Raw genomic sequence first — 26,312 nt, 5'->3', positions numbered from 1 at the left:
CGGTGGTGTGGGTTCCGGCCCGCATGCGGTCGTGCGGGTGCCCGGCCCGCACGCGGTGCTGTGGGTGTCCGGCCCGCTCGCGGTGGAGGGGCGGGCCGGCGTGGGCGCGGGGGTGTCGGTCGTTCAGCGTCCGCTGGGGATCGCGGTCTCGCCGGGGGCCTCCTCGGCTGCGACGGTCACGTTCGCCCCGTCGGTGTCCTCCGCCCCGACGGACTCCTCGGCCGTCAGCGTCCGCTCGGCCGGGTCCGTCTCCTCGGCCGCGTTCCGTGGTTCGTCCGACGAGCGCAGGCCGGCGAAGGCCAGGGCCGCCGCCACCGTGCCGAGGACCGCGCAGGTCGCCCAGACACCGTCGCCGTAGTGGGTCCACATCAGCATGCCTAGGGCCGGGCCGACCGCCGAGCCGAGGCCGAACACGGTCTGGGACGCGGCGATGTAGCGGCCGCGGACCTTCTCGTCGGCCTTCGCCGGGTGCGCCCACAGGGTCGGTCCGCTGACCATGAGACCGCCCACGCTGACGGCGGTGGTCAGCAGGACCAGCGCGGGCACGCTGCCGGGCAGGCCGTAGCCGGCGATGCCGAGGCAGTAGACGAACGTGCCCACCGTCGCGGCCGTGCTCGCACGCCAGCGGCTGATCCGTGCGGTGACCGCGAGTTCGAAGCTGATCAGCAGCGCCGAGGACAGGGTCAGCACACCGCTGTACAGGGCGGTGGAGTGACCCGCTTCGTCGAGGTCGACCGGCAGCACCGCGAAGAACTGGGCGTACACCAGGGCGCTGAGCAGCATGGAGGTCAGGTAGAGCAGGAAGCGGTGGTCGCGCACCATGGTTCCGTACGCCGAACGGTGGGCCTCCTGCGCGGCGCCGGGGTCCTGCTCACCGGTGGCCGGTGCCGGGCGGGGCAGCAGGGACGCGGCGAGCAGGGCGTAGGCCAGCGCGGTCGAACCGTCCACCCAGAACAGCAGGTTCCAGTCGATCTGGATGAGGCCCGCGGCGAGCAGCGGGCCGGCGGCGGCGCCGATGTTCATGGCGATGCGCAGCATGGAGAAGCCCATGACGCGGAACTCGTCCGGCATCAGGTCGCTCAGCAGCGCGGAGGCGGCCGGGCGGTACGACTGCGTCATCAGGCCGAGGACGACGACCACACCGAGCAGGACGGGGTAGTCGCCGGGGTCGGCCAGCCAGGGGATGAGGAAGACCAGCACGGCCGAGCAGCTCATGGCCGTGGTGATGGTGTTGCGGCTGCCGAGCCGGGAGGTCAGTTCGCCGCCGAGGACGGTGCCCAGCACCGCGCCCACGCCGTAGGCGCCGAGCAGGAAGCCCGCCTTGTCGACGCCGTACCCGCGGTGCGTCAGGTACAGCACCAGGAAGGTCTGCACGAAGGCGCCGAGCTGGTTGAGCAGCACACCGCCGAGGAGGTAGCGGACCGAGCGGGGCGTGGCCCGCAGGGCGTCGAGGACACCGGGCGAGGCGTTCTCCTTGGACTTGGACACACTCATCGCTTCACCTTCGTAGAGGGAGAGGGACCCTCCCGGGCCTTCGGCAGCCCGGAGCGGGCCGGGTCAGGAGCCGACGGCCTGGTCGAAGGAGAAGACCCCGTCGGGGTCGTACTTCTGCTTCACCTGGACCAGGCGCCCGTAGTTGGCGCCGTAGTAGGCCTCGCGCCAGTTCGTGAGCTGGGGGTCGACGAAGTTCTGGTAGGCGGACCCGGTGACGTGCGGGGCCATGGCGGCGTGCAGGCCGTCCAGCCAGTCGAGGTTGGCGGCGATCCGGTCGGGGCCGTCGTCGTCCGTCCAGGAGGTGTCCATGGAGACCAGGAACAGGGTGTCCCGGTGGACGAAGGCGGTGGCGTCCGGGGCCACCCGGTTGATGGCGCCGCCCCAGGAGAACAGGCCGACCCCGCCGCCGTCGGCGTTGTGGCTGCCGGGCCAGCGCTCGACCCAGGACAGCATGGTCCCGACGCCGTCGGCGGACAGCGGCTCGCGGATGTAGTTGGAGCGGAGCGCGAACTGGTCCCCGGAGGTGGCGTGGACCATGTACTTGTTGGCCTCCCAGAACGTGCGCTCGACGACGTCCCGGGACACCGGGGTGGCCGCGGTCAGGACCGGGTCCAGGATCTCCAGGCACTCGCTCGCCGGGCCGAAGTACTGGCCCTGGAGGGTGACTTCGGCGTTGTCCCGGATCGCGCCGAGCCCGGTGCCGTGCGTCCACACGCCGAGCCGGGCCGCGAAGTCGTCCGGCGCCCCCCGCACCATGCGCTGGCCGGCCTCCAGGACGGCGGCGGCGTCCGCCCACTTCCAGGTGACGTAGAAGGTGGTGACGTCCGGGACGGGATGCGCCTGGAAGGTGAGGGAGACGTTGATGCCGAAGTTGCCGCCACCGCCGCCCTTGCAGGCCCAGAACAGGTCGGGGTTCTCCCGCTCGTTGGCCACCGCGAGGGAGCCGTCGGCGAGGACCACGGTGGTCTCCACGAGAGCGTCGGCGGTCAGGCCGTAGCGGCGGGCGGCGAACGCGGCGCCACCGCCGAGCGCCAGGCCCGCGACGCCGACGGTGGGGCTGGTGCCGGTGGAGAAGACCATCTCGTACGGCTGCATCGCGTCGTAGACATGGCTGATCCTGGCCCCGCCGCCCGCGACGACCAGGCCGGTGGAGCCGTCGGCGCGGGTCTGGGTGAGCCGGCTGAGGTCGATGACCAGGCCGTCGCCCACGGAGTAACCGGCGAAGCTGTGGCCGCCGTTGCGGGCGACGACCGGGACGTCCTGCTCGCGCGCCCACACGAGGGCCCGCTGGACGTCCGCGGTGTGGGCCGCGGTGAGCACGGCGGCCGGGGTGCGGTGCTTGTAGCGCCTGTTGAACAGGTGCGAGCCGACGCGGAAGCCGGGGCTGCCCGGCAGGAAGACGCGCCCCTCCACCTCGCCGGCCAGCCGGGAGTAGTCGACGCCGGCCACCGTCAGCGCACCTCCTCGATGGCGGAGACGCCGCTCGCGGCGTGGGCGCCGTAGCGCTCCCAGCGCTCGTGCAGCCGTATCCGGCCGTCGGCCAGGACCTCGGGGGTGTTGACGCTGTGCCCGGAGATCACCCGGCCGTCGTCGAGCACCATGCTGTACGAGAAGCTGATCACACCGTCGGTGTCGCGGGTCCCCGCCAGGGAACCGCGCCGTACGTCACCGCCGGTGAACTCGGCCCAGACCAGATCACCCCGCTGCCGGTACAGCGCGATGGGCGCGTCGTCGGCCGGGTCGGCCAGGACCTTCCGGAATCGCTTGCCGTCGTAGTCGATCACGTCAGCCATGGAACAGGCGGGCCCGGTTGCCCGGAAGGGCCGTGCCGGACGGCCAATCAACCGGACGTGAACCCCGGCCGCGTCCGGGTTGATTGTCCCGCCCGGACATGGCTTCCGGGCAACCCGCGCACCCCGTGGAATCGCCCTGTCACTCGAATTCAGGAGGCGATCAGCGCGTGGACGACAACAGGGCCGGCGAGGGCGCGAAGGGCGTGATCCTGCTCATCGGGTGCGGGCTGCGCAAGTACCGCGAGTACCTGCTGGCCGGTGCCGCGGCGACACACCCGGTCTGGCTGTTCACGGACGACGAGCCCGACTGGCAGACACCCTGCCTCAGCGGGCACACGGTCGTGGACCTCACCGACCGGGACGCCGTGCTCACGGCCGCCCGGGAGCTGGCGGGGCGCGTCCCGGTGCGCGGCGTACTGAGCTGGGACGAGACCCTGATCGTGACGACCGCGCACGTGGCGGACGCACTGGGCCTGCCCGGTGCGGGCGTGGACGGCGTGGAGGGCTGCCGGGACAAGTACCGCAGCCGCCGGCTGCTCAGCGAGGCGGGTGTCGACCAGCCCCGGTACGCCTGGGTTGACACCGCGGAGGAGGCGCTCGCGGCGGCGGAGGAGATCGGCTACCCGGTCGTCGTCAAGCCGCGCGGCATGGGCGCCAGCATCGGCGTCGTGCTCGCCGCGGACGCCGGCGAGGTCGCCGGGGCGTTCCGCACCGCCGACGAGTCCAGCCGGATCGGAGCGGTCTCCTACCGCGGCGGGGCGCTGGTCGAGGAGTACCTCGAAGGTCCCGAGATCAGCGTCGACGCGGCCGTCGTGGACGGCGAGTACCACCCGATGTTCGTGGCCCGCAAACAGGTCGGCCTCTTCCCCTACTTCGAGGAGATCGGCCACCACGTCGCCGCGGACGACCCGCTGCGCACCGATCCGGAACTGCTGGCGATGCTGCGGGCCGCACACCGCGCGATCGGCTACGGCTCCGGCATCACCCACACCGAGGTCAAGCTGACCGCCCGCGGTCCGGTCATCGTCGAGATCAACGGGCGGCTCGGCGGCGACCTCATCCCGCGCCTGGGGCAGCTCGCCACCGGTATCGACCCGGCCCGCGCCGCCGTGCGCGCCGCGCTGGGACAGCGCCCCGACTTCACCGACACCGAGCACCGCACGGTCGGCATCCGCTTCGGCTACCCGCCCGAGGACTGCGTGGTCCGCTCGGTCACCCCGCCCGCCGCCGCCGAGGGTCTGCTCGCCGCCGAGGCGATGGCCGGCCCCGGCACCGAACTCAGGCTGCCCCCCAACGGCTACCTCGCCCGCCACTCGTACGTCATCGTCGCCGGCGCGGACCCCGGGCAGACCACCGCCCGCCTGGACGCGGCAGCGGCCCTGGTCGTCCTCGACGGGCAGCCGCTGACCGTGCCCGTCCCGGCGTGAACCGGGCCCACCGGCCCGGGACCGCCCGGCGTGAACCGGGCCCACCCCACCCCCGGAACCAGACCGCCGACATCTCTTGAGGAGAACCACATGGCACACCGCACAGTCGAACTGCTCGCCGTCGGCGCGGGTCCGGCGAACCTCGCCCTCGCGGTCGCGCTGGAGGAACTGGCCCCCGACCTCGCGGACCAGGCCCTCGTCGTCGAGCGCGAGGAGAACGTCGTATGGCAGCGGGGCATGCTGCTCCCCGACGCCCTCAGCCAGGTCTCCTTCCTCAAGGACCTGGTCACCATGCGCAACCCGCGCAGCGAGTTCTCGTTCCTCAGCTTCCTGCACGCCCGCGGCCGGCTGGACGCGTTCGTCAACCTGGGCAGCTTCGTGCCGTACCGCAGCGAGATATCCGAGTACCTCCAGTGGGTGGCGGACTCGCTGGAGCGGACGCGGGTGGAGTACGGCCGTTCCGTCACCTCGGTCACGCCCGTGCACGGCGCCGACGGCGAACTCGACGGCTGGACCGTCGGCTTCGCGGACGGCGAGACCGTCGGCTGCCGTTACCTGGTGATCGGCGCCGGACGGGACGCGCACGTGCCCGCCGTGTTCGAAGGGCTTCCGGCCGAGCGGGTCATCCACTCCACCGAGTACACCCAGCGGATCGGTGACGTGCCGACGGACCGGCCGACCCGGGTCGCGGTGGTGGGCGGGGCGCAGAGCGCGGCCGAGCTGTTCGGCGCGGCCCTGCGGGACCTGCCCGGCTGCCGGCCGACGATGATCATGCGCTCGATCGGGCTGAACGGCTACGAGAGCAGCAAGTTCACCAACGAGCTGTTCTACTCGTCGTTCGTCGACGAGTTCTACGGCGCCGGACCCGAGGCCCGCCGCCAGCTGCTGGCCGAGATGCACCGCTCCAACTACGGCGGTCTGGCCCCGGCCACCCTCGACTCGCTCTACCGGCAGTTCTACCAGGACCGGCGCACCGGCTCGGACCGCCTGGGCATGATCACCATGACCGACATCACCGGCGCCGCGACCGACGGCGACGACATCGTCCTGACGCTCACCGACCGCCGCACCTCCACCACCCGCGAGCTCCGCTGCGACCTGCTGCTCCTCGGCACCGGGTTCGTCCGCGAGATGCCCCGCATGGTGCGCGAGCTCGGTGGCGCGCTCGGCCTCGACCAGATCGCCGTCACCCGCAACTACCGCCTGGAGACGGGTCGTCAGGGCGCCGCCGCCTGCTACCTCCAGGGCGTCAACGAGGCCACCCACGGCATCGCGGACTCTCTGCTCAGCGTCCTCGCCGCACGCTCCGCGGAGATCACCGAGGACATCCTCGCGCACCGCGCAGGCCAGCCGGCCGGCGACCGTGAGCCCGCCCTCGCCGCGGCCTGACCACCGCCGCTTCCCACCCAGCAGAGAGACGGACATGCTCATCAAGCACCTCGACCGCGCCGGCCTCACCCACGAGAACGGCCTCGACGCCCAGCGTCTGCTGCCCTGGCCCCAGCTCAACGCCCCCTTCGAGGGCTCCTGGTGCGTCATCCGCCCCGGCACCGCGTCCACCGCGCACGCCCACCACGAGTACGAGATCTTCATCGCCCTGCGCGGCGAGGCGTTCCTGGAGGCCGGCGGCGAGCGCGTGCCGTTCACCGCCGGCGACATCGTGCACTTCCCGCCGCACCACGAGCACCGCGTCGTCAACGACTCCGACGCCGACTTCGAGATGTACAGCGTCTGGTGGGACGCCGAGATGGCCGGCCGCTTCACCGACCGCCACGCCCGGGAGGCCTGAGCCATGGACCAGCGGACGCAGCAGCGGCGCACGGTGATCATCGGCCCGCCCCCCACCCCCAACGGCGACCTGCACGTCGGCCACATCGCGGGCCCGTACATGGCGGCCGACGTGCACGCCCGCTACCTGCGGGCCACCGGCCGGCCGGTGCTCTACACGACGGGCACGGACGACAGCCAGACCTACGTCGTCTCCAGCGCCGCCAAGCTGGGCACCACCCCGGACGCCCTCGCAGCGAAGAGCTGGCGGGAGATCCGGGAGACGCTCGGCCTGATGGGCGTCTGCGTCGACGGGTTCGCCCCCTTCGACGACGGTTACCGCGCGATGACCCTGGACTTCCTCACCCGGCTGCACGACGCCGGCAAGTTCCGGCTGCGCACGGTGCAGCTGCCGTACGTCGAGGCGACCGGCGAGTTCCTGATGGAGGGCCTGGTCAGCGGAGGCTGCCCGGTGTGCCTGGCGGTCAGCCGGGGCGGCCTGTGCGAGAGCTGCGGGCACCCCAACAACTTCGCCGAGCTGACCGACCCGCGCTCCACCGTCGACCCCACGGCCGAGGTGACCCACCGGGAGACGCAGATCCTGGTCCTGCCGCTGGAGGAGTACCGCGAACAGCTGACCGCCTACCACCGGGCCAAGGAGTCCACCTGGCGCCCGCACATCGTGCAGCTGATGCGCGAGCTGCTGGCCCGCCCGCTGCCGGACTTCCCCATCACCTATCCCACGGGGTGGGGGATTCCGGCGCCGTTCCCGGAGACGCCGGGCCAGGTCCTCAACGCCTGGGCCGAGGGCATGCCGGCCTCGATGTACTGCACGGCCGTGGCCCAGCGCGCGCACGGCGAGCGGCCCGCGAGCGACGACGAGCTGTGGCTCGCGGAGAACGGCAGCCGGCTGGTCTACTTCCTCGGCTTCGACAACGCCTACTTCTGGGGCCTGACCCACCTGACCCTGCTGCTCGCCCACGAGGGCCGCTACGTGCTCCCGGACGCGATCGTCAGCAACGAGTTCTACGAGCTGGAGAACGAGAAGTTCTCCACCAGCAAGGGCCACGTGGTGTGGACGCGTGACCTGGTGCGCGAGGTCCCCCGCGACCTCGTCCGCTTCCACCTCGCGCTCACCGCCCCGGAGCACGCCCGCACCAACTTCTCCCGGGCCGCCCTGGAGAAGATCACCGGCGAGCGGCTGGTCGACCCGTGGAACCGGCTGGGCGCCCTGCTCGGCAAGGCGGTCGCCGAACTGGGCCTCGCGGGTCACGAGCTGCCGGTGTCACCGGAGGCGAACGCGCGCCGGGCGGCGATGGCCGAGCGGTTCGAGGCCGGCTACCGGCTCACCGGCTACAGCCTCAGCCGCACGGCCGACCTGATCCCGCTGCACATCGAGCGGCTCCTGGGCCGGGCCGAGGCCCTGTCGTCCGGGCCGGTCCCGGCCGACCGCACCGCGTCCGCGGCCGAACTGGGCGACCTCTTCGCGGAGCTGCGCACCCTGATCGCCGCGGCCTCGCCGATCCTCATCGACCTCGCCGAACGGGCGCGGACCGAGGGCGGCTTCGACGGCACGTTCGCCGTCGCGCCCGACGAGCGGACGACCACGCCGTTCACCGTTCCGGCGCTCGGCCGCACCACCGCCGAGACCTGAGCGACCGCCGGACGACCGAGAGAAGGAAGGGAGGTGCCCGATGCGTGTCACCGTCGTCGGCGGCGGGGTGATCGCCCTGCTGACCGCCGTGGAATGCGTCCTGGACGGACACCGGGTCACGGTGGTCGACCAGGGGCCCATCCCGTACAGCCGGGCCACCTCTTTCGACCAGCACCGGATCATCCGGGCCCTGCACCCGGACGATCCGCCCACCACCGCGGCCGCGCTGCGCGCGCACCGTCGCTGGCTGGAACTGGAGGAGCTGTTCGCCACCCGCTTCTACGAGCGGGTCGGCGCGCTCACCGTGCTCCCGCCCGCGGCGGCGGACGCGGGCACGGTGCTGCTGGCCGACGCCGGGGGGCGCGCGCACACGCTCACGGCGGGCGCGCTCGCCGACCGCTACCCGCACCTCTCCCTCGGCGGTGCCGCCGGCGCGGTCCTGGAGGACGACGCCGGAGTGCTGCTCGCCGAACGGGTGCTCTCCGCCTGCGTCGGCTGGCTGAAGTGGCAGCCGGGCGTCAGCCTGCTCGAACACCGGCCGGCGGTCGCGGTGGACGGGGAACGCGGACGCGTCACGCTCGCCGACGGGCAGACGCTGGACGGTGACGGTGTGGTGGTCGCCGTGGGGCCCTGGGCGCGCCGTCTGCTGCCCGAGCGGGTGGCGAAGTCGCTCGCCCTGTACCGGCAGTCGTTGCTCTACTGCCGGGTGCCCGGGGCGGCGGCCGAGGCGTGGGCCGCCACCCCGGCCGTCCCCGCCCTGGGCACCCGGCGCGGAGCCTGGCTGATCCCACCGGTGGCCGGTACGGCGCTCAAGCTCAGCTCGGCCGCCGTCTGCCGCCAGGTGGACGACCTCACCGACCACGTCACGCCCGAGAGGTGGCGGCAGGAGCTGACGACGGAGTTCGGCGACCTGCTGCCGGGCTTCGGACCGGCCTGGGTGCTCGGCACCAAGGACTGCTACTACCTGTCGCATGCCGAGACCGGTGGCCCCCTCGTGGTCTCCCTCGGCGGGCCGGCCCACGCCTACGCCGCGTGCGGCGGATCGTCCTTCAAGTTCGCGCCGCTGATCGCCCGCACCCTCACCGACCGGGTCCTGGGCCGCGTCCCCGACCGGACGGGCCTGGCGGCCCTGGACGCCGACCCCCTCGACGCCAGGCCCTGATCCCTTCCATCCGAGAGGAACCGCCATGAAACTCCTGGCGCTCGAAGCACGGCAGAACGCCACCTACTACATCTCCCGCTACGAGCAGGTCGTCGGCCTCGGCGCGGACCTGTACGTGCTCAACGGCGAGGGCACCGAGGACTTCTGGCCCGCCGACCGCTACCGCACCGCAGGCTCACGCTCCATCGAGGCGCTGATCGCGGCGGCCAAGGAATGGCACGCCGAGGAACGCTTCGAGGGCGTGTTCACCTTCTCCGAGTCGGGGGTGCTGGCGGTCGCCGCGGTGGCCGAGGCCCTCGGCCTGCCCGGCATCGGCGTGGAGGCCGCGCGCGCCAGCCGGAACAAGCTGCTGATGCGCCAGGCCCACGAGCGCGGCGGCGCCGCCCACCCGCACTTCCGCTTCGTCACCACCGAGGCCGAGGCGCTCGCCGCCGGGGAGGAGTTCGGCTACCCGGTGATCGTCAAGCCGACCCTGGGGGCCGCCTCGAACTACGTCTTCCGTGCCGACGACGCCGCCGAACTGCGGGAGCGCTACGCCCAGGCCGCACAGGGCCTGACCGAGCTGTCCTGGTACGCGATGGAGGCCGACGGACTGGACCTGGGTCCGCACGGGCTGCTGGTGGAGTCCTTCCTCGACGGCGACGAGTTCCTCATCGAGGCCCTCGCCTGGGACGACGAGGTGTACCTCGGCTCCATCGTCGACCGGGTCACCGCCGAGGGCGACACCTTCGACGACGACGTCCACCACGCGCCGACCGCGCTCACCCCGGCCCAGGTCGAGGCCGTGCACGAGGTCGTCACCACGGGCGCCCGGTCCCAGGGGCTGCGGCGCAGCGTGCTGCACGCCGAGGTCCGCTTCCACGAGGGCCGCCCGCACCTGGTGGAGATCGCCGTACGTCCGGGCGGCGGCGGCCTGGACCACATGGCCCGCATCTCCGCCGGCTACGACCCGATAGCCGCCGTCGCCGACGTGGCCCGCGGGGTCCGCCCGAAGGCCGGCCACTACCGGCCGACCGGGGTCCACACGGCCGCCCTGTGCCTGCTGCCCCCGGCCTCCGGCCGCGTGGCGCACGTGCACGTCCCCGACGGCCTGGCCGGCCGGGACGACCTGTTCTTCCTCAAGGTCACCGCCAAGCCCGGCGACCTGGTCCGCCGCCCGCCCGCGGGCAACAGCATCCTCGGCTTCCTCGGTGTGACGGGCACGTCGTTCGAGGACGCCATGTCCACCGCCGAGGAACTCGCCGCCCAGGTCCGCGCCGAGCTGACCGACCCGGACGCCTGATCCATCCACCAAGGAGTACAGACATGCCCGAACGCCCTGTCGTCATGGTGGGCTTCGTGCCCGTGGCGGTGACCTCGCTCGCGCAGTTCCAGCCCGAGGGCTCCGTGGTCGTCGTCGACGAACCCGACGTCATCCGCAAGCGCGAGCTCGGGCCGAAGGCCGACGAGGCCCCGGTGGTACGGGAGCTGATCGCCTGGGAGTACCAGCTCGACGGCGCGGCCGACGCCTTCTACAACGCCCACCCCGACCTCGACCCGGTCGCGATCGCCCCGCTCCAGGAGTACGCCACCCCCTTCGCGGCCCGCCTCGCCGAGCGGTACGGGCTGCCCACCGGCGGCTACGGGGCGCTGCGGATCCTGCGGGACAAGGCCGTGCTGCGCAGGGTCAGCCGGGCCGCCGGCATCCTCAACCCGGAGTCCGTGGAGGTCACCGGGCCGGACGAGGTCCGCGCGTTCATGGCGGAGCACCCCGGGCCGGCCGTGCTGAAGCCGGCCAACCGCCAGGCCGCCCTCGGCACCCGCATCCTCGCCTCCCCCGACGAGATCGACGATGCCTGGGCGGAGACCACCGCCATGGACGAGGGGGTGATGGTCCCCGACCGCGGCTTCGAGCTCCGCATGCTCGTCGAGCGGTGCGTCCAGGGCCGCGAGTACAGCGTGGAGCTGCTCGTGGAGCGCGGCCGGGTGGTGTTCGGCAACGTCACCGGCAAGGAGCTCTACCCCGGCGGCCGGCCCGTGGAGCTGGGCCATCTGGTGCCCGCCGACATCCCCGGCGAACTGGACGCGCTGCTGCGCGCCGAGACCGGGCGCCTGCTGGAGGCCGTCGGGTTCGGCACGGGGATCGCGCACTGCGAGTGGATCGTCGAGGACGGCCGCCCCTACCTGGTGGAGTGCGCCGGCCGCTTCCCCGGTGACGGCATCGTCGACCTGATGGACCGCGCGTACCGCGTCGACCTCGTCCGCGCCTTCTGGACCCTCATGAAGGGCGAACCGCTGACCGCCCCGCTCCCGGAGAAGGCCCCCGGTGCCGCCGCCATCCGCTTCCTGCACACCGGGGCCGGCGTGGTGGAGGACGTCTCGGGGCTCGACGAGGCGCGCGCGCTGCCCGGCGTCCAGGCGTGCTCGGTGACCGTGGAGCCGGGTGCCGAGGTGCGGGAGCTGCGCAGCTCCTGGGACCGGGTCGGCTCGGTCGTCACCGAGGCGGAGACCGGCGCCGAGGCGGTCGCCGCCGCCCGGCGGGCCCTGGACACGATCCAGATCAAGGTCCGCCCCGCGCAGGACCGATCCGCACCGGACCGGCCCGCGCAGGACGGATCCGCGCAGGACCGGTCGGCGTAGGCTCCACGACAGGAGGAGGGACATGGCCACCGTCGACGACGTGCGGCGCCTGGCGGTCGCGTTGCCGCGCACCGAGGAGCACCTGATCCGGGACCGGGTGAAGTTCCGTGTCGGCCGGATCGTCTACCTGGCGCTGTCCCGTGACGAGACCACACTGGGCTTCGCGTTCCCCAAGGAGGAGCGCGCGGCCCTGGTGGCCTCGGAACCGGAGAAGTTCTCGCTGCCCCGGACCTCCGACCTGCGCTACAACTGGGCCCAGGCGACGCTCGCCGCGCTCAGCCCGCCCGAGCTGACGGAACTGGTCACCGACGCCTGGCGCATGTGCGTCCCCGCGAAGGTGGCCCGCGCCCACCTCGGACCCGATCCCGGGCCGCCCCCGCGCCCGGCTCCGACGATGGCCGAACTGCGCCTGTCGGCCGAGGTGTTCGCCGCCTACCCGGGCGTCGACCGCAGCTGGCTGGAGCTGCGCGGACCGGCCGCTCCCGCCCTCGACCTCGGCGACCCGGACCGTCGCACGGCCCTGCACCGCTGGCTCAACTCCTGGGGGTGCAGGCTCCCTTACCCGAAGGAGGGCGAACCGTACCCGCTCGGGGAGGGGCTGGCCGCCTGGACGGACCGCCACCCCCTGCCCCGCACACCGCTCGCCGACCTGACCGACCCCGAGATCGACAGCGTGGCCACCGCGTACGGGGAACTCGCCCGGCTTCCGGTCAGGTTGGGTCCCCGGCCCCGGTCCCTCGGCCCGACGGCCGCCGCGAAGGCCCTGTACGCGCTGCGCCCGCACACCGTCATGCCGTGGGACGCGGCCATCGCCACCGAGCTGTACGGCACCCGGGACGGCGCCGCATTCGCCCGCCACCTGCGCACCGGCAGAGCCTGGGCACGGGCCGTCCTCGCCGAGAGCGGACTGAGCGCCGACGCGCTCGTCGCCGGCCTCGGCCGGCCCGCCGTCACGCTTCCCAAGGTCCTCGACGAACACCTGTACGTGACCATCACCCGCCGCACGACGGGCTGACCGCACGCCCGGGTCGTCCGAATACCGCCCCTGATCCCCACCCCCGTGCAACGATCCGTCGCGATCGTCACCCGAACCGCGGCACAGAGCTGTGCCGACCACGAAAGGCACCGGAAACCATGACAGTTGACCAGAGCACCAAGGACAAGGCGCGGCGGCTGCGGGCGCTCGGCTCCGAGTCCGTCCTCGTGCTGCCCAACGCCTGGGACGCGGGCAGCGCCGCCGTGATGGCCGCCGCCGGCGCCCAGGCGATCGCCACGACCAGCGGTGGTGTCGCCTGGTCCCTCGGCAAGGGTGACGGCGAGCAGGCCGACCGGGACGAGATGCTCGCGGCCGCCGCGCGGATCGCCGCCGCGGTCGACGTCCCGGTGACCGTGGACGTCGAGGGCGGCTACGGCGCGGCCCCGGACGAGGTCGCGAAGACGGTCACCGCGGTGGTCGCCGCGGGAGCGGTGGGCATCAACCTGGAGGACTCCAAGGCCCCCGGCGGCCCGCTGTTCACCCCCGAGGAGCAGGCGGAGCGGATCGCGGCGGCGCGCGCCGCCGCGACCGCGGCCGGGCTGCCCGAGCTGGTGATCAACGCCCGTACCGACGTGTACCTGTTCGGCATCGGCGAGGAGTCCGGCCGCCTGGAGGACGTGCTGACCCGCGCCGCCGCCTACGAGCGGGCGGGTGCGGACGGCGTCTTCGTGCCCGGCCTGCTGGACCTGGCCGTCCTCGGCGAGCTGACCGCACGCTCCCCGCTGCCGGTGAACGCCATGGCCGGTCCCGGCGGACCCGGCGTGGCCGAGCTGGCCAAGGCCGGGGTGCGCCGCGTCAGCGTCGGCACCGCCGTCGCCCAGGCCGCGTACACGGCGGCCCGCCGCGCCACCCTGGAACTCCTCGGCTCCGGCAGCTACGAGGAACTGGCCGACTCGCTGGACTTCTTCCAGATGAACGGTCTCTTCACCGCCTGAGCACGGCGACGGGGGGCCGGTGCCGACCGCACCGGCCCCCCGCGCGCCCGCTCAGCCCGCACGCCCTCAGCCCGCACGCCCTCAGCCCACAGGCCCGCTCAGCTCCCGCCCACCCGCTCAGCCCGCAGGCCCGCGCAGCACCCGCGCGCCCGCCCAGCCCCCTGGCACCCGGACGCGCGCTCAGCCCCTCCGCGTCCAGCGCGCGACGACCTGGTCCAGCACGTCGAGCGGCAGGGCGCCGCCGCCGAGCACCAGGTCGTGGAAGGCGCGGATGTCGAAGGCCGGCCCCAGCTCCCGGGCCGCGCGCGTGCGCAACCGCTGGATCTCCAGCCGGCCGGTCATGTACGACAGCGCCTGACCCGGCCACTCGATGTAGCGGTCGGTCTCGTTCTGGATCTCCGCCTCGGACAGGACCGTGTGCTCCCGCAAGTACGCCACCGCCCGCTCGCGGGTCCAGCCGAAGTGGTGCAGCCCGGTGTCGACGACCAGGCGGGCGGCGCGCAGCGAGTCCATCGCCAGCATCCCCAGCCGGGCCAGCGGGCCGGAGTACAGCCCCATCTCGTCGGCGAGCCGCTCCGCGTACAGCCCCCAGCCCTCGATGTAGGCGTTGATCCAGGCGATCCGGCGCAGCCGGGGCAGCCCGGTCAGCTCCTGGGCGACGGAGAGCTGGACGTGATGGCCGGGCACGGCCTCGTGGAAGGCGGTGGCCTCGGCGAGTACCCGCGAACGCTCCGCCGCCCGCTCGGTGTTGGCGTGGTACGTTCCCGGCCGCGAACCGTCCAGCGCGGCCGGCATGTACCAGGCCAGGGGCGCGCCCGGCGCCTCGCTGCCCTCCAGCGCACAGGGCCGGGCGGGCAGCCGCCCGAAGCGCCGGGGAGCGGCCTGCTCGGCCCGGGCGATCGCCGTACGGGCGGCCGCGAGCATCTCCTGCGCGCCGCCCCACCGCAGCCGGGGGTCCGTACGCAGCCGCTCGCGCACCTCCCCCGGGGCCGGCGCTCCGCCGAAGGCCTGTGCTCCGACGGGCACGTACTCCCGCTCCAGGTGGGCGAGGAGCTCCACCCCGGTGTCGTGGAGTTCCTTGGGCGAGCGGCCGGTGGTGGTGTGGACTCGGGCCAGGGTGGCGTAGTGCTCCTCCCCGTCGGGCAGGTGGCACAGTCCCGGGCGCTCCGGGGACCGCCCCCGGGAGGCGAGGTCCGTGCGCAGGGCCTCGCGATAGGCGGCGAGGGCCGGGCGCACCCGCTCGTCGACCAGCCGGTCCCGCTCGGCGTGGTGACGGGTGCGCAGCGGCACCGCGCGCAGCGGGTCCCCGGCGGGGTCGGCGAGGTACGCGTCGAGCCGGGCCACCGCCGTGCGGACCCGCTCGGCGACGGGCAGCCGCCCCGCCCGCACGCCCTCGCGGTGCCGCTCGGCGGCCTTCGCCAGGTACTCGGGCACCGCCGCCAGCCGTTCCAGATGACCGCGCTCCTGCTCCTCGTCCGCCGGCCGCACCGCGGGCAGGGAACCGAGCAGACGGCCGAGCGGGGAGTTCTGGTAGTCGGCGACGGTGTGCTCGATCAGCCGTGTCCCCAGCCGGTCGGCGACCGCCCGCGCCTGCTGCACCACCACGGCCCGGGTCACCTCCTCGGCGGCGTCCGCGACCGGCGCGCGGGCGGCCCGCTCGGCCAGCCGCGCCGCCTCACCGGCCAGGTCGTCCTGCGCCTGCCGCGACGGGTCGGCGAGCCGTCCGAGCGTCTCCGGGCACCCTTCGAGCGCGTCGTCCAGCGGGTCCTCGGCGGCGATCAGGCCGACGGCCTCCTCGGCGAGGCCGGCGACGGGGGTGTGAGTGGTCATGCTGGGGTCTCCTGTGTCATGGCTGGGAAGGGGCGTGCCGCGTCCGGTGCGGGCCGGTCGCTCCGGGGGCGGTGCCACACCGGCTCCGGACCGTCCGCCGTGGGAGCCGCCCGGGCCAGCGCGAACTGTCGTACCAGCGGCGGCAGTCCGTACTGCCCGGGGACGTCGGTACGTTCCAGCAGTCCGCTGTCGACCACGGCTTCGAGGACGTCCTCCACCGGTTCCACCGGCTCCTGCGGCTCCTTGGGCTCCCGCGCCGGCTCCGGTGCGTGCGCGAGGGCGGCGGCCGGCGCCCGGATCACCCCGTCCACGGAGGGCGCCGCCCCCGTCGCCGCGAACCGGTGCAGCAGGAGCCGGGCCCGGGGCGTGAGACGGCGGTAGGCGTCCTCGTAGCGCTCGGTGAGGCTCTCGTCGCCCACCCGCAGCCGGCCGGACAGCCCATCGGCGCCGAGGAGTCCGGCGACCGCCTCGGCGAGGAAGACCTCCGGGCGCGCGGCCAGACGCCGGCCGGCGAGGGTGAGGGCGAGCGGCAGGTCGCCGCACGCCTCCGCGAGCAGCAGACCGGCGCGCGGCGCACCGGCCAGCCGTTCCCTGCCGAGGATCCCCGCGAGCAGGTCCATCGACGCGTCCCGGCCGAGGACGGGCAGCGCCAGCCGCCGTACCCCGTCGAGGCCGAGCAGCCGGGACCGCGCGGTGACCACGATCCTGCTGCGGGGCGTGGCCACGAGCAGGTCGCGCACCTGGCGTTCCTGGAGCGTGCCGTCGAACACGACCAGCAGGCGCCGCTCGTACAGCACCGAGCGGTACAGCCCGATGCGCTGTGCGGGATCGTCCGGGACGAGCTCGGGTGCGATGCCGAGGGACCGCAGCAGCCCGCCCGCGATGCCCGGCGCGTCCTTGCGCCCGTCGGCGGCCGCGCCGAGGCTGACGTACAACTGCCCGTCCGGCAGGTCCGCGGCCAGCTCATGGGCCAGCCGCAGCGCGAGCGCGGACTTGCCCACTCCGGCCAGTCCATGGATGACCAGCGGCGGGACGGGACCGGCACCCGCCGCCGTCAGCGCGCGTGCCTCACCCAGCTCCCGGGCCCGGCCGGCCAGCGGGCGCGGCTCCATCGGAAGCTGGGCGGGTACCGGCAGCGGTGCTTGTACCGCGGCGGCCCGCGGCCGTGGCTCCGGTGCCTGCTGCACCGGCTTGGCGGCCGGCCCTGCCTCGTCGCCCGCGCGGCCCGCCGCCGCACGCCAGCGCCGCTCCCACACCGCCAGGTCCCCGCCGCAGGCCTCGGCGAAGGCGAGGGCCACCTGAAGGGTGGGCAGCCGGTGACCGGCCGCGGCGTCCGAGAGCACCGAGGCCGAGAACAGCGCACGCCTCGCCAGCTCCCGGTAGCTGGGGGAGCCCGCCGCGGCCCGGAGCCGGCGCAGCTCCAGGGCGAAGGCGGTGGCCGGTCCGGCGTCCGGCGCCAGCGGTTTCTCCGGTCTGCCCACGCTCATGCTCCTCGCGATGGTCGGGGGCGGTGTGCCACGGGTTCGCCGCGTGCCCGCCCTCTCCTGTCTGCCCTCGCAGGGTCCGGCCGGCCGTTCCCGATCCCTTCCCCGAGCGGTACCGACCGGTCCCGGAGCAGACCTGACGGGACGGCGGCCGGCGCCTCCGGGGCGCCCCTCGCCGGGCCGGGGAGGGCCGGGGCCGCCGCGACGGCCCCGGACAGACGGTCGCTGCAAGGCACGGGGTCTTCGCGCCGCCAGGCGTTATGCTTCCGTGGGTTTGGGGCCCGCCGGGTGAACCGGGGGACGCGGGGGGTGGGGAGCCGATGGCGGCCGAGCGTGTGCGGAACGGCGTGACGAACGCCGTGGGCAGTACGGCTGCCTCGTCCCGCCGGGCCTTGCCGGTGCGCGGCGCCTGTCGGGCGCGGGACCTGGCCGGTGCCCGCGAGCACCGGCACAGGACGGCGCACGGCTCGTCCGCCGTGCCGCCCGGTCCGCTGGGGGACCGGTCGGGCGGACACCGCCTGTGCCTCGGTGGTGCCCTCCCGGAGCGCGTTGCGGCGCTGCCGCCGGTGTCCGCGCGCCTGGCCGCGGTTCCCCGGCTGGTCGGGGCGGCCCGGGGGGCCGGAATCAAGGGGGAGAGGCTTGCTGGGAGAACATGCCGAAGACCGGCTGCGCTTCAACGTTCTGGGGCCGCTGGAGGTCTGGGCGGGGGACACCCGGCTGAGACTCGGCGGACTGGTCCAGGAGCGGGTGCTCGCCACCCTGCTGCTTGAGCCGGGCAGACTCGTTCCCGTCTCCCGGCTCGTCGAGGCGGCGTGGGAGGAGGAGCCGCCGGCCACCGCGTCCCACCAGGTCCGCAAGGCGGTGGCCGACCTGCGCCGCCGCATACCCGGCGGGAGCCAGGTCGTCATCACCGACGGCCCCGGCTACCGCGTCGCCGTCCCCGAGGACCAGCTCGACCTGACCGAGTTCACCGCTCTGGTCCGCCGGGCCAAGGCCGCGGCCGGACAGGACCACGCGGCCCAGGCGGTCGAGGCACTGCGGACGGCCCTGGAACTGTGGCGCGGACCTGTCCTGTCCGATGTCGCCGGCCCGGTGATCGCCGCCGCTGCCGCCGCGCTGGACGAGCGCCGCCTCGCCGCCGCCGAGCAGCTCTTCGAGCTGTGCCTCGGCCTCGGCCAGGCCGCCGAACTCGTCGCCGACCTGCGGGACCTGACGGCGAAGTACCCGCTGCGGGAGAACCTGCGCCGCCAGCTGATGCTCGCGCTGTACCGCTCCAGCCGGCAGGCGGAGGCCCTGGAGGAGTACGCCCGGGTCCGGGACCTGCTGGTGGAGGAGCTGGGCATCGATCCGAGCCAGCAACTCACCCAGGTCTACGAGGGGATCCTCCGGGAGAGCCCCGAGCTGGCCGCCCCGGTGCCGCCCTCGTCCCCCGCGCCGGCCGCACCGGTGCCGGCCCAGGCGCCCTGCACCCTGCCCTACGACCTGGCCGACTTCTCCGGCCGCGACCGTGAACAGCGCGAGCTGCTCGACTGCGCACGGCGGTCCGCCACCTGCGCCCCCGGGATCGTCGCCATCGACGGCATGGGCGGCTGCGGCAAGACGGCCCTGGCCGTCCGCGTCGCGCACCGGCTGACCGACGCGTACCCCGACGGCCAGCTGTACATCAACCTGCGCGGCTACACACCGGGCGAGCAGCCGGTGACCTCGGCGGCCGCGCTCGCCACCCTGCTGCGCGCGCTGGGCATCTCCGGCGACCAGATCCCCGACGACCTGGAAGGCCGGACCGCCGCCTGGCGGGCCGCGCTGATGGGCCGGCGGCTGCTCCTGCTGCTCGACAACGCGGTCGACGCGGCCGACGTCCGCCTCCTCATGCCCCCGTCCCCGGGCTGCCTGGTCCTGGTGACGAGCCGCAGCCGGCTGCTGGACCTCGACGGGGCGCACTGGACCTCACTCGACGTCATGTCCGGTGACGACAGCGTGCTGCTGGTGTCGAAGACGCTCGGCGCCGAGCGGGTCGCGGCGGAGCCCGAGGCGTCGGCCGAGCTGGCCCGGCTCTGCGGTCATCTGCCGCTCGCCCTCCGTATCGCCACCGCCCGGCTGCGCAACCGGCCGCGCTGGACGGTCGGTTACCTGGTGGACCGCCTGTGCGACGAGACGCGCCGGCTCGACGAACTGAGCCTGGGCGAGCGGAGCGTGGCGGCCACCCTGCGCCTGTCGTACCAGACGACGGCGGCGGAGTCCCGCGTCGCCTTCCGGCTGCTGGCGCTGCACCCCGGCTCCGACATCGACGTCCACTCGGCCGCGGCACTCCTGGGCACGGACACCCGTGACGCCGAGGACATCCTTGAGCACATGCTCGACGTCCACCTGCTCCAGCAGCCGGACGTGGGCCTGTACGCCTTCCACGACCTCGTACGCAGCTTCGCGCTCAGCCTGCGCGGACCGGCCACGGAACAGGAGGACCGCGCCGCGGTCGGGCGGCTGCTCGACTACTACCTCACGGCCACCGCGCGGGCCTGCGACGTCCTCTTCCCCGGGCGGCGCCGCCGTCCGACCGGTCTGCCGGCCACCGGCGCGCAGCTGCCGGACCTTGGTGACGCCCACCGGGCCCTGACCTGGTTCACGCGGGAACACACGGCGCTCAGCGGCGCCGTCGCACTGGCCCGGACGCTCGGGCACGACCGGCACGCGGTGTGGCTGACCCGTGACGTGGTCTTCTACCTCAACGCCCGCGGCCACATCAGCGAGTTCCGCGACCTGAGCCGCAGCGCGGTCGACGTCGCCCGCCGGCTCGGCGATCTGGTGCTGCTCGCCGTGAGCCTGTCGAACCTGGGTGTCGCCTGCTGGAAGCTGGGTCGCTTCGAGGAGGGCGTCGAAGTGGCCCGGGAGGCGCTGGAGGTGGCCACCGAGCTGGGCGACCGGGACACCGAGGCCCACTCGGAGTCCACCCTCGGCCTGCTCAACAGCGTGCTCGGCCGCTTCGACCAGGCCCTGCCGCACCTGGTCCGGGCCGTCGACCTCGGCCGGGAGCTGGGGAACGCGCGCTCGGAGTCCGAGAGCCTGACCATTCTCAGCACCCTGTACGAGCAGTGGGGGCGGTATCCGGAGGCGGTGGAGGCGGCACGGCGGGCCGTCGAACTCGACCGGCAACTCGGCAACCGCGAGAACGAGATCGTGTCCGTCACCGACCTCGCCCTGGCGCTGCTGGGCCTGGAGAAGTACACCGAGGCCCAGCAGTGCCTCGAACGCGCCCGGCGCATCGGCGACCAGACCCACGACCCCGGCAACGTCGGCGTCCTGCTCGCCCTCTCGGCCGACGTCCAGCACCGCCTGGGCGACACGGCCGACGCGGCGCGCCTCGCGGACCACGCCCTGGAACTCGTCCGGTCGAGCGTGGTGCCGATCCGGCAGGTGAAGACGGAGAACATTCTCGGCCGGCTGTGCACCCGGCAGGGCGATCCCGCCAAGGCGCTCCACCTGCACACGAGCGCCCTGAAGACCGCTTCGGGCATCGGTTACCGGATCGAGGAGGCCCACGCACTGGTGGGCCTGGCGCGGGCCTGCGAGGCCCTCGGCGACCACGCTGCGGCCCGGGAGCACGCCGGGGCCGCCGCCGGGCTGTTCGACGCGATGGGCGTACCCGAGATCGGCCGGAGCCGCTGAGGCGCCGCGGTGCGCGGCCCGCGCACCGGGCTCTCCCGAGCGGGAGGCCCCGGTCAGCCGGCGGAGGACGCGGTGATGACGGTCGGGCCCTGGTTCTCGGCGGTCACATGGTGCCCGGCGGGCCGCTCGGCCGCCGCGCTCTGCTGGGCCGCCGCGCCCAGGCCGAACGCCAGCGCCATCGCGACCATCCCGAACAGACCCGCCAGCTTGTCACGCATCGTCTTCTCCCCCTCGTGGTGTCCCGTTCTCGACACCACCGATGCTGCTGGGAGCCGTTCCCGGACCGTTCCTCCGGCGATACCGGGAACCGTGACCCCACGGGAACGGCTCGTCCGCCCGGCTACGGCTACGGCTACGGCTACGGCTGCGGCTCCACGGCTTCGGCTACGGCTTCGGCGGCGCGGGGACCAGTCCGGTGCACGCCACGACCCGCGGCCCCTCCGGGAGCAGGACCACCGACGTGCGGACCGTCCCCGCGCCGTGCCCGGCCATGTCCAGCAGGGCCCGTACCACCGAACGGAGTTCGACCTGTTCGTCCGGGGTGGCCTCCGACGGTCCGGAACCGCCGCGCCGCCGGGCGTCCACCGCGACGACCTGGTGCATGCCGCTCTCGGTGACCGTGGTGATCAGGAACTCGGTGCCCTCCGGCAGCGCCCGCGTCCCCCGGGGCCCCAGGCTGCCGACGCGGGCCAGTTCCTGGTTGATGCGGTGCAGGACCGAGTCGTCGGCCGGGCTGTACTCCGGACGCTTCACGGCATCCTCCTTCTCCAGACGTGTGTCCCGGTCAGAATCCCGGCACACGACCCTGTTCACCTCCCGCGCCGTTCCCGTCCGGGTCCCGCTCGCCGCGCGCCGTCGGCAGGAGGACAGAGCCGCCTCACGGGGCGTGGGACGGCACCGGGTACGGCGCCGGTTCCGTCACCCAGCCCGCCGCCAGCACCAGGCGGGACTCGCGGTGGGTGGCGAGGAAGGCGAAGGGACGGTCGAAGGTGACGCGGACGACCGTCGTCTCGTAGCGGTACTGCGGGACCCCGCCGGCCGGCGCCGGCACGGCCGCCGTCACCGCCGCCGCCCGGAAGCCGAGCGCGCCGAACTGGGCCACGGCCGACTGGCGGGCCTCCCCGACGGCCAACGGGTAGGGGCTCACCCCCGGGAAGTGACCGGTCGCGGTGTCCGTCGCCGCGCCGAGGCCGAACAGGCCCGGCAGGGCGAGCAGATCGTGGTCGGCCCGTACCTCGTACGCCACCGTCGTCACGTCCAGCGTCGTCGGCTCCGGCGCGGTCGCCGGCTGCTGCTCCACGTACAGTCCTGGACCGACGTGCCCGTGCGGCAGCGCACCGCCCGCGGTCAGCGGCAGACCGCGCTCCACGACCCCCACCCCGGCCGCCAGCACCTGGCCCGGCGTCATCCGCTCCTCGCCCAGCACCAGGTGCACGTCGACGCCGTTGTCCCCGGGCACCGTCAGCGCGGTGACGAACCCGTCCGGCGTGCCCGTCACCCCCACCCGGTCCGGTCGCACGCTGCGCCGGTGCAGGCCGCGCAGGGTGCGGCCCTGCCAGGGGCCGGAGCCGGGCCGCAACGGCCGCTCCGTGAACGGCTGCCGCCACTCGGTGCGCAGCGCGAGGGCGGTGGCCAGCACCATCCGCGCCTCCCGGGTCAGCGTCACCGGCATGCGCTCGACCAGCCCGCCGGTCCGCTCGGCCGCCCAGGCGTCCAGCCGCTCCTGCGCGGTGACGAGGTCGTCCCCGAAGACCCCGTGGGTCCCGGCGGGCAGCCCGGCCCGCCACTCCTCCCGCAGGGCCAGCCCGTGGTGCGTCCACAGGCCGAGCGCCGCGTCCAGGCCGGTGACCCCCGCGAGCCCGGCCAGCAACTCCCGCGCGGCACCGGCCGCCTGCTCGGCGGGCACGCCCAGCGCGCCGGCCAGTTCCGCCCGCGCCGGGCCCGCCGCGCCGTCGGCCAGGAAGGCCAGCAGCGGCCACACACCCGGCGCGGAGAAGACCGTGCCCTCGCCGTTCAGGGCCTGCGCCCACCGGGCCGTCAGCCCGTTCACACGCCGGACGGTCTCCCCGCCCACCGTGTTCGTCTCCACCCGCATTCCGCCCCCGTTCCGGTCACGCTTACCATGCGGCCAGTCGTACGTCAGTCCAGCCGCCGGCCGGCCGGCGGTCCCCTGTGCCGCCGCCGCCCGATCCAGGAGCACGGTACCGGTGTCCCTCCCCCCGCCTTCCGGCCCCCACCAGCCACGGGAGCCGTTCCAGCCACCCCGGCCGCAGCCCCCGGAGCCGTACGGCCCGTCGCCGTACCCCCAACAGCCGGGCGAATTCACCGGTTTGCCCGCCTACCAGCCGTGGTCGCAGGGCTACCGCCCCTACAACCACCCGGCGCCCGTCAACGGCCTCGCCATCGCCTCGCTGGTGCTCGGGGTGCTGTGCTGCCTGCCCGGGGTGGGGCTGGTGCTCGGGCTGGCCGGGCTGCGCCAGATCCGCCGGCGCGGCGAGCGCGGCACGGGGCTGGCCGTGGGCGGCGCGGTGCTGTCCGGGGTCGGGCTCGTGCTGTGGGCGGTGCTGCTCGCGACGGGCGGCGCCTCGGCGTTGTGGCACGGGTTCGAGGACGGCGCACGCGGCGGCAGGACCCTCACGCTGGCCGAGGGCGAGTGCTTCGACACGCCGGGGGGCGCGCTGAGCGGTGACACGTACGACGTGGACAAGGTCTCGTGCGCCGGCGCGCACGACGGCGAGGTGTTCGCGACCGTCACGCTCCCCGGTGGTTCCTACCCCGGGGACGACGCGGTCGCCGGCACCGCCGACGAGCGCTGCTGGAGCCTCCAGGACGGCTACGCGATGGACGGCTGGGCGGTCCCGCGGGACGTCGACGTGTACTTCCTGACGCCGACCGAGGACAGCTGGGCCGCCGGGGACCGCGAGATCACCTGCGTGTTCGGCAACACCGCCGAGGGCGAGGACCTGACCGGGTCGCTGCGCAACGACGAGACCGTCCTCGACGCCGACCAGGTCGCCTATCTGAAGGCCGCTCACGTCCTCAACGCCGCGCTGGACACCGCTCCTGACGAGGAGTACGTCGAGGACGACCTGCCGGGGCACAAGGCCTGGGCGGGCCGGGTGTCGGCCGCGCTGGGCGAGCAGGCCCGGATGCTGCGCGCCCGCGACTGGCCGGCCGGCGCCCGCGGGCCGGTCGCCGAGCTGGCCGCCGGCCTCGACGAGGCGCGGGCGCAGTGGGCGAAGGCCGCGAAGGCCGAGGACGCGGACGCCTTCTACGAGCACTACGACACCGGCTACGACCTCATCGATCCGTCCCGGGCGGTCGCCGCGCGCAGGGCGCTGGGGCTGTCCACCACCGTGCCGCTGCGCGAGGACGGTGCGGGCGCGAGTCTGGAGGTGTGAGAGCGCGCCTATACGGGGCAGAAAGCGCCTGGGTAAAGCCCACCCCAGGCTTTTGTCATCACATCGAGTGATTCTCTGGCCTTTGCTTGCATGGCTCAACCCAGGGTTGCCAGGCTGTTGCTGTCTGTACAACCTGATGGGAGCGGCCAGTGACTTTCGGTGAGCAGCCGGCGTACCTGCGTGTCGCGGGTGATCTCCGCAAGAAGATCGTCGACGGTTCACTGCCGCCCCACACCCGCCTGCCCTCCCAGGCCCGCATCCGCGAGGAGTACGGCGTCTCGGACACGGTCGCGCTGGAGGCCCGCAAAGTGCTGATGGCCGAGGGGCTGGTCGAGGGCCGCTCCGGCTCGGGGACGTACGTGCGCGAGCGGCCCGTGCCCCGGCGGGTCGCCCGCTCCGGATACCGTCCGGCCGGCGGCGCCACCCCGTTCCGCCAGGAGCAGGCCGACGCGTCGGTGCGCGGCACCTGGGAGTCCAGCAGCGCGCAGACCGAGGCCGGGGCGGCCATCGCCGAGCGGCTCGCGATCCAGACCGGCGACCGGGTCATGCGCACCAAGTACCTGTTCCGGGAGGGCGGCGAGCCGATGATGCTCTCCACCTCCTGGGAACCCCTCGCGGTCACCGGCCGCACCCCGGTGATGCTGCCGGAGGAGGGGCCGCTCGGCGGGATGGGCGTGGTCGAGCGCATGCGCGCCATCGACATCATCGTGGACAACGTCACCGAGGAGGTCGGCGCCCGCCCCGGTCTCGCCGAGGAACTGCACCTGCTCGGCGGTGTCCCCGGGCACGTGGTCCTGGTCGTCCAGCGCACCTACTTCGCCTCCGGGCGCCCGGTGGAGACCGCCGACGTGGTCATCCCGGCCGACCGCTACCGGGTCGCCTACCACCTGCCCGTCAAGTGAACGCCCCCGCCCGGCGGCCGTCCGCGCGCCCCTGCGCGTGAGGTAGCGCACACCCCGATGCGCCGCCCGGGCCGTCACCGGCGCGGTGCCGCCCCCGCCGACGCCGCACGAGCCGCATCGATCCGGCCGTTCTCGCAGGTGGCCCGGGGTGCCTTCGGCATGCCCCCGACCCGGGGCGGCCGCGTTCCCGACGGCGCGTTCGGTCCCGTGCGCCCCCGGCGTTCTGGCTCGATGCGTACCTCTTTGTGAAAAGCCGTATTCGCAGCGTAAAGGTTGGGCGTACGCTCGGGCATATGCGGATTGCGGTTTCCTTGGACGGGGCCCGGCGGGGGCCCGGGCCCGGGGGAGGGCGGGGCGGTGCGAGAAGGAACGCGGGCGGTGGGGGCCATGAGTGAGGGCACGGTGTCCCTGCCCTGGATCGTGATACGGCAGGACGACAACGGCAATCGCTACCGAGTCGGCCGGTACGCGACCCGCGCCGAGGCGCAGAAGATCGCCGACAGCCTCGACGACCGGGGGCACAAACAGCTCTACTGGGTCGAGCGCATCGGCCAGAACGGGGACGGCGCGCAGAACTGACCGGTCGCGCGCTCCCGTAGGCTCCGCCCCATGACGCGTACGACTCCCGGGGCGGAACGGATCGTGGTGGTGGGAGCCGCCCTGCTCGACGGCGGCAGGCTGCTGGCCGCGCGCCGCAGCGCGCCCGCCGACCTGGCCGGGCGCTGGGAGCTGCCCGGCGGCAAGGTCGAGGCGGGGGAGCGACCCGAGGACGCGCTGGTGCGTGAGCTGCGTGAGGAACTGGGCGTCGACGCCGAGCCGGTCGACCGTGTGCCCGGCGAGTGGCCGCTGCGGACGCCGTACGTCCTCCGTGTGTGGACCGCCCGCCTGCGCCCCGGCTCGCCCCCGCCCCGGCCGCTCCAGGACCACGACGAACTGCGCTGGCTGACGCCGGACCGTATCTGGGAGGTCGACTGGCTCGACCAGGATGTCCCGGCGGTCCGGGAGGTGGCGCCCACGATCGGGCGCGGGGCGTAGGTGCACGGCCCCCGGGCGGGAGCGCCCGTTCGTGCCACAGTGCGCCCTCTCGCGCGGTACTGCCACCCGGATATCGGGTATGGGCCCATTAACCCCATGAAACCGGACAT

22 protein-coding genes are annotated in these 26,312 nt (G+C 74.3%); 14 read left to right on the top strand and 8 right to left on the bottom strand.

Annotation, left to right across the window (positions count from 1 at the left end):
• Window positions 1–123: 123 nt before the first annotated feature.
• From ACH4LD_RS31880 to ACH4LD_RS31870, 3 genes are all read right to left on the bottom strand, one after another.
• Window positions 124–1,494, bottom strand: a complete 1,371-nt coding sequence (locus tag ACH4LD_RS31880; RefSeq protein ID WP_398057703.1) for an MFS transporter — start codon at window positions 1,492–1,494, stop codon at window positions 124–126.
• Between the two features lie 63 nt (window positions 1,495–1,557).
• Window positions 1,558–2,943 carry an FAD-binding oxidoreductase gene (locus tag ACH4LD_RS31875; protein WP_398057704.1) on the bottom strand — a complete coding sequence of 462 codons (1,386 nt, stop codon included), beginning with the start codon at window positions 2,941–2,943 and terminating at the stop codon, window positions 1,558–1,560.
• A 2-nt stretch (window positions 2,944–2,945) separates the two neighbouring features.
• Complete coding sequence (locus ACH4LD_RS31870) at window positions 2,946–3,278, bottom strand: hypothetical protein (protein ID WP_132790612.1); 333 nt, start codon at window positions 3,276–3,278, stop codon at window positions 2,946–2,948.
• Window positions 3,279–3,454: 176 nt separating this feature from the next.
• Here ACH4LD_RS31870 and ACH4LD_RS31865 point away from each other — a divergent pair, with 176 nt between their 5' ends.
• From ACH4LD_RS31865 to ACH4LD_RS31825, 9 genes are all read left to right on the top strand, one after another.
• The gene (locus ACH4LD_RS31865; protein WP_132790614.1) at window positions 3,455–4,714 is read left to right on the top strand and encodes an ATP-grasp domain-containing protein; all 1,260 of its coding nucleotides are present in this window, start codon (window positions 3,455–3,457) and stop codon (window positions 4,712–4,714) included.
• Window positions 4,715–4,804: 90 nt separating this feature from the next.
• Complete coding sequence (locus tag ACH4LD_RS31860; RefSeq protein WP_398057705.1) at window positions 4,805–6,103, top strand: lysine N(6)-hydroxylase/L-ornithine N(5)-oxygenase family protein; 1,299 nt, start codon at window positions 4,805–4,807, stop codon at window positions 6,101–6,103.
• A 34-nt stretch (window positions 6,104–6,137) separates the two neighbouring features.
• Complete coding sequence (locus ACH4LD_RS31855; protein WP_398057706.1) at window positions 6,138–6,503, top strand: cupin domain-containing protein; 366 nt, start codon at window positions 6,138–6,140, stop codon at window positions 6,501–6,503.
• A 3-nt stretch (window positions 6,504–6,506) separates the two neighbouring features.
• Entirely contained in the window at window positions 6,507–8,135 is a 1,629-nt protein-coding gene (locus tag ACH4LD_RS31850) for a class I tRNA ligase family protein (protein ID WP_398057707.1), read from the top strand.
• Between the two features lie 40 nt (window positions 8,136–8,175).
• Window positions 8,176–9,297: an NAD(P)/FAD-dependent oxidoreductase gene (locus ACH4LD_RS31845; RefSeq protein WP_398057708.1), complete on the top strand. Its 1,122-nt coding sequence runs from the start codon at window positions 8,176–8,178 to the stop codon at window positions 9,295–9,297.
• Between the two features lie 25 nt (window positions 9,298–9,322).
• Entirely contained in the window at window positions 9,323–10,579 is a 1,257-nt protein-coding gene (locus ACH4LD_RS31840) for an ATP-grasp domain-containing protein (RefSeq protein ID WP_398057709.1), read from the top strand.
• A gap of 23 nt (window positions 10,580–10,602) precedes the next feature.
• Window positions 10,603–11,916 carry an ATP-grasp domain-containing protein gene (locus ACH4LD_RS31835; RefSeq protein WP_398057710.1) on the top strand — a complete coding sequence of 438 codons (1,314 nt, stop codon included), beginning with the start codon at window positions 10,603–10,605 and terminating at the stop codon, window positions 11,914–11,916.
• Window positions 11,917–11,938: 22 nt separating this feature from the next.
• A complete protein-coding gene (locus ACH4LD_RS31830; protein WP_398057711.1) occupies window positions 11,939–12,931 on the top strand; it encodes an MmcQ/YjbR family DNA-binding protein in 993 nt (330 codons plus the stop codon).
• A gap of 119 nt (window positions 12,932–13,050) precedes the next feature.
• Window positions 13,051–13,887 (top strand): isocitrate lyase/phosphoenolpyruvate mutase family protein, encoded by an 837-nt coding sequence (locus ACH4LD_RS31825; protein ID WP_398057712.1) that lies wholly within the window; start codon window positions 13,051–13,053, stop codon window positions 13,885–13,887.
• A 180-nt stretch (window positions 13,888–14,067) separates the two neighbouring features.
• On the opposite strand, the gene ACH4LD_RS31820 is transcribed toward ACH4LD_RS31825, so the two are convergent.
• Together ACH4LD_RS31820 and ACH4LD_RS31815 are read right to left on the bottom strand one after the other, a co-directional pair.
• Window positions 14,068–15,717 carry a DUF885 domain-containing protein gene (locus ACH4LD_RS31820; RefSeq protein WP_398057714.1) on the bottom strand — a complete coding sequence of 550 codons (1,650 nt, stop codon included), beginning with the start codon at window positions 15,715–15,717 and terminating at the stop codon, window positions 14,068–14,070.
• Entirely contained in the window at window positions 15,714–17,204 is a 1,491-nt protein-coding gene (locus ACH4LD_RS31815; protein WP_398057715.1) for an NB-ARC domain-containing protein, read from the bottom strand. The genes ACH4LD_RS31820 and ACH4LD_RS31815 overlap by 4 nt, the downstream gene beginning before the upstream one ends.
• A gap of 636 nt (window positions 17,205–17,840) precedes the next feature.
• Between ACH4LD_RS31815 and ACH4LD_RS31810 the strand changes: the two genes are divergently transcribed.
• Window positions 17,841–20,864: a BTAD domain-containing putative transcriptional regulator gene (locus ACH4LD_RS31810; protein ID WP_398057716.1), complete on the top strand. Its 3,024-nt coding sequence runs from the start codon at window positions 17,841–17,843 to the stop codon at window positions 20,862–20,864.
• Between the two features lie 53 nt (window positions 20,865–20,917).
• Here the strand turns inward: ACH4LD_RS31810 and ACH4LD_RS31805 are convergent, their stop codons facing one another.
• From ACH4LD_RS31805 to ACH4LD_RS31795, 3 genes are all read right to left on the bottom strand, one after another.
• On the bottom strand, window positions 20,918–21,082 hold the full coding sequence (locus tag ACH4LD_RS31805) for a hypothetical protein (RefSeq protein ID WP_165951845.1): 165 nt from the start codon (window positions 21,080–21,082) through the stop codon (window positions 20,918–20,920).
• Window positions 21,083–21,248: 166 nt separating this feature from the next.
• Complete coding sequence (locus tag ACH4LD_RS31800; RefSeq protein ID WP_132790632.1) at window positions 21,249–21,617, bottom strand: hypothetical protein; 369 nt, start codon at window positions 21,615–21,617, stop codon at window positions 21,249–21,251.
• A 124-nt stretch (window positions 21,618–21,741) separates the two neighbouring features.
• Window positions 21,742–22,959 carry a serpin family protein gene (locus tag ACH4LD_RS31795; protein ID WP_398057717.1) on the bottom strand — a complete coding sequence of 406 codons (1,218 nt, stop codon included), beginning with the start codon at window positions 22,957–22,959 and terminating at the stop codon, window positions 21,742–21,744.
• A gap of 235 nt (window positions 22,960–23,194) precedes the next feature.
• On the opposite strand from ACH4LD_RS31795, the gene ACH4LD_RS31790 reads away from it, so the two are divergent.
• From ACH4LD_RS31790 to ACH4LD_RS31775, 4 genes are all read left to right on the top strand, one after another.
• A complete protein-coding gene (locus ACH4LD_RS31790; protein WP_398057718.1) occupies window positions 23,195–24,265 on the top strand; it encodes a DUF4190 domain-containing protein in 1,071 nt (356 codons plus the stop codon).
• Between the two features lie 149 nt (window positions 24,266–24,414).
• Entirely contained in the window at window positions 24,415–25,167 is a 753-nt protein-coding gene (locus ACH4LD_RS31785) for a GntR family transcriptional regulator (RefSeq protein ID WP_103818049.1), read from the top strand.
• Window positions 25,168–25,554: 387 nt separating this feature from the next.
• Complete coding sequence (locus ACH4LD_RS31780; protein WP_398057719.1) at window positions 25,555–25,746, top strand: SPOR domain-containing protein; 192 nt, start codon at window positions 25,555–25,557, stop codon at window positions 25,744–25,746.
• A gap of 30 nt (window positions 25,747–25,776) precedes the next feature.
• Window positions 25,777–26,202 (top strand): (deoxy)nucleoside triphosphate pyrophosphohydrolase, encoded by a 426-nt coding sequence (locus ACH4LD_RS31775; protein WP_398057720.1) that lies wholly within the window; start codon window positions 25,777–25,779, stop codon window positions 26,200–26,202.
• Window positions 26,203–26,312: the final 110 nt, after the last annotated feature.

It is taken from the genome of Streptomyces sp. NPDC017676 (assembly GCF_044329325.1).
Taxonomy (GTDB): domain Bacteria; phylum Actinomycetota; class Actinomycetes; order Streptomycetales; family Streptomycetaceae; genus Streptomyces.
This window is presented reverse-complemented; position numbering and strand designations above follow the sequence as displayed.

Coding starts and splice junctions, on each gene's coding strand:
- ACH4LD_RS31860 (WP_398057705.1), top strand. CDS start 4,805: ATGGCACACCGCACAGTCGAACTGCTCGCCGTCGGCGCGGGTCCGGCG.
- ACH4LD_RS31880 (WP_398057703.1), bottom strand. CDS start 1,494: ATGAGTGTGTCCAAGTCCAAGGAGAACGCCTCGCCCGGTGTCCTCGAC.
- ACH4LD_RS31840 (WP_398057709.1), top strand. CDS start 9,323: ATGAAACTCCTGGCGCTCGAAGCACGGCAGAACGCCACCTACTACATC.
- ACH4LD_RS31830 (WP_398057711.1), top strand. CDS start 11,939: ATGGCCACCGTCGACGACGTGCGGCGCCTGGCGGTCGCGTTGCCGCGC.
- ACH4LD_RS31780 (WP_398057719.1), top strand. CDS start 25,555: ATGAGTGAGGGCACGGTGTCCCTGCCCTGGATCGTGATACGGCAGGAC.
- ACH4LD_RS31850 (WP_398057707.1), top strand. CDS start 6,507: ATGGACCAGCGGACGCAGCAGCGGCGCACGGTGATCATCGGCCCGCCC.
- ACH4LD_RS31825 (WP_398057712.1), top strand. CDS start 13,051: ATGACAGTTGACCAGAGCACCAAGGACAAGGCGCGGCGGCTGCGGGCG.
- ACH4LD_RS31805 (WP_165951845.1), bottom strand. CDS start 21,082: ATGCGTGACAAGCTGGCGGGTCTGTTCGGGATGGTCGCGATGGCGCTG.
- ACH4LD_RS31820 (WP_398057714.1), bottom strand. CDS start 15,717: ATGACCACTCACACCCCCGTCGCCGGCCTCGCCGAGGAGGCCGTCGGC.
- ACH4LD_RS31815 (WP_398057715.1), bottom strand. CDS start 17,204: ATGAGCGTGGGCAGACCGGAGAAACCGCTGGCGCCGGACGCCGGACCG.
- ACH4LD_RS31855 (WP_398057706.1), top strand. CDS start 6,138: ATGCTCATCAAGCACCTCGACCGCGCCGGCCTCACCCACGAGAACGGC.
- ACH4LD_RS31795 (WP_398057717.1), bottom strand. CDS start 22,959: ATGCGGGTGGAGACGAACACGGTGGGCGGGGAGACCGTCCGGCGTGTG.
- ACH4LD_RS31775 (WP_398057720.1), top strand. CDS start 25,777: ATGACGCGTACGACTCCCGGGGCGGAACGGATCGTGGTGGTGGGAGCC.
- ACH4LD_RS31845 (WP_398057708.1), top strand. CDS start 8,176: ATGCGTGTCACCGTCGTCGGCGGCGGGGTGATCGCCCTGCTGACCGCC.
- ACH4LD_RS31835 (WP_398057710.1), top strand. CDS start 10,603: ATGCCCGAACGCCCTGTCGTCATGGTGGGCTTCGTGCCCGTGGCGGTG.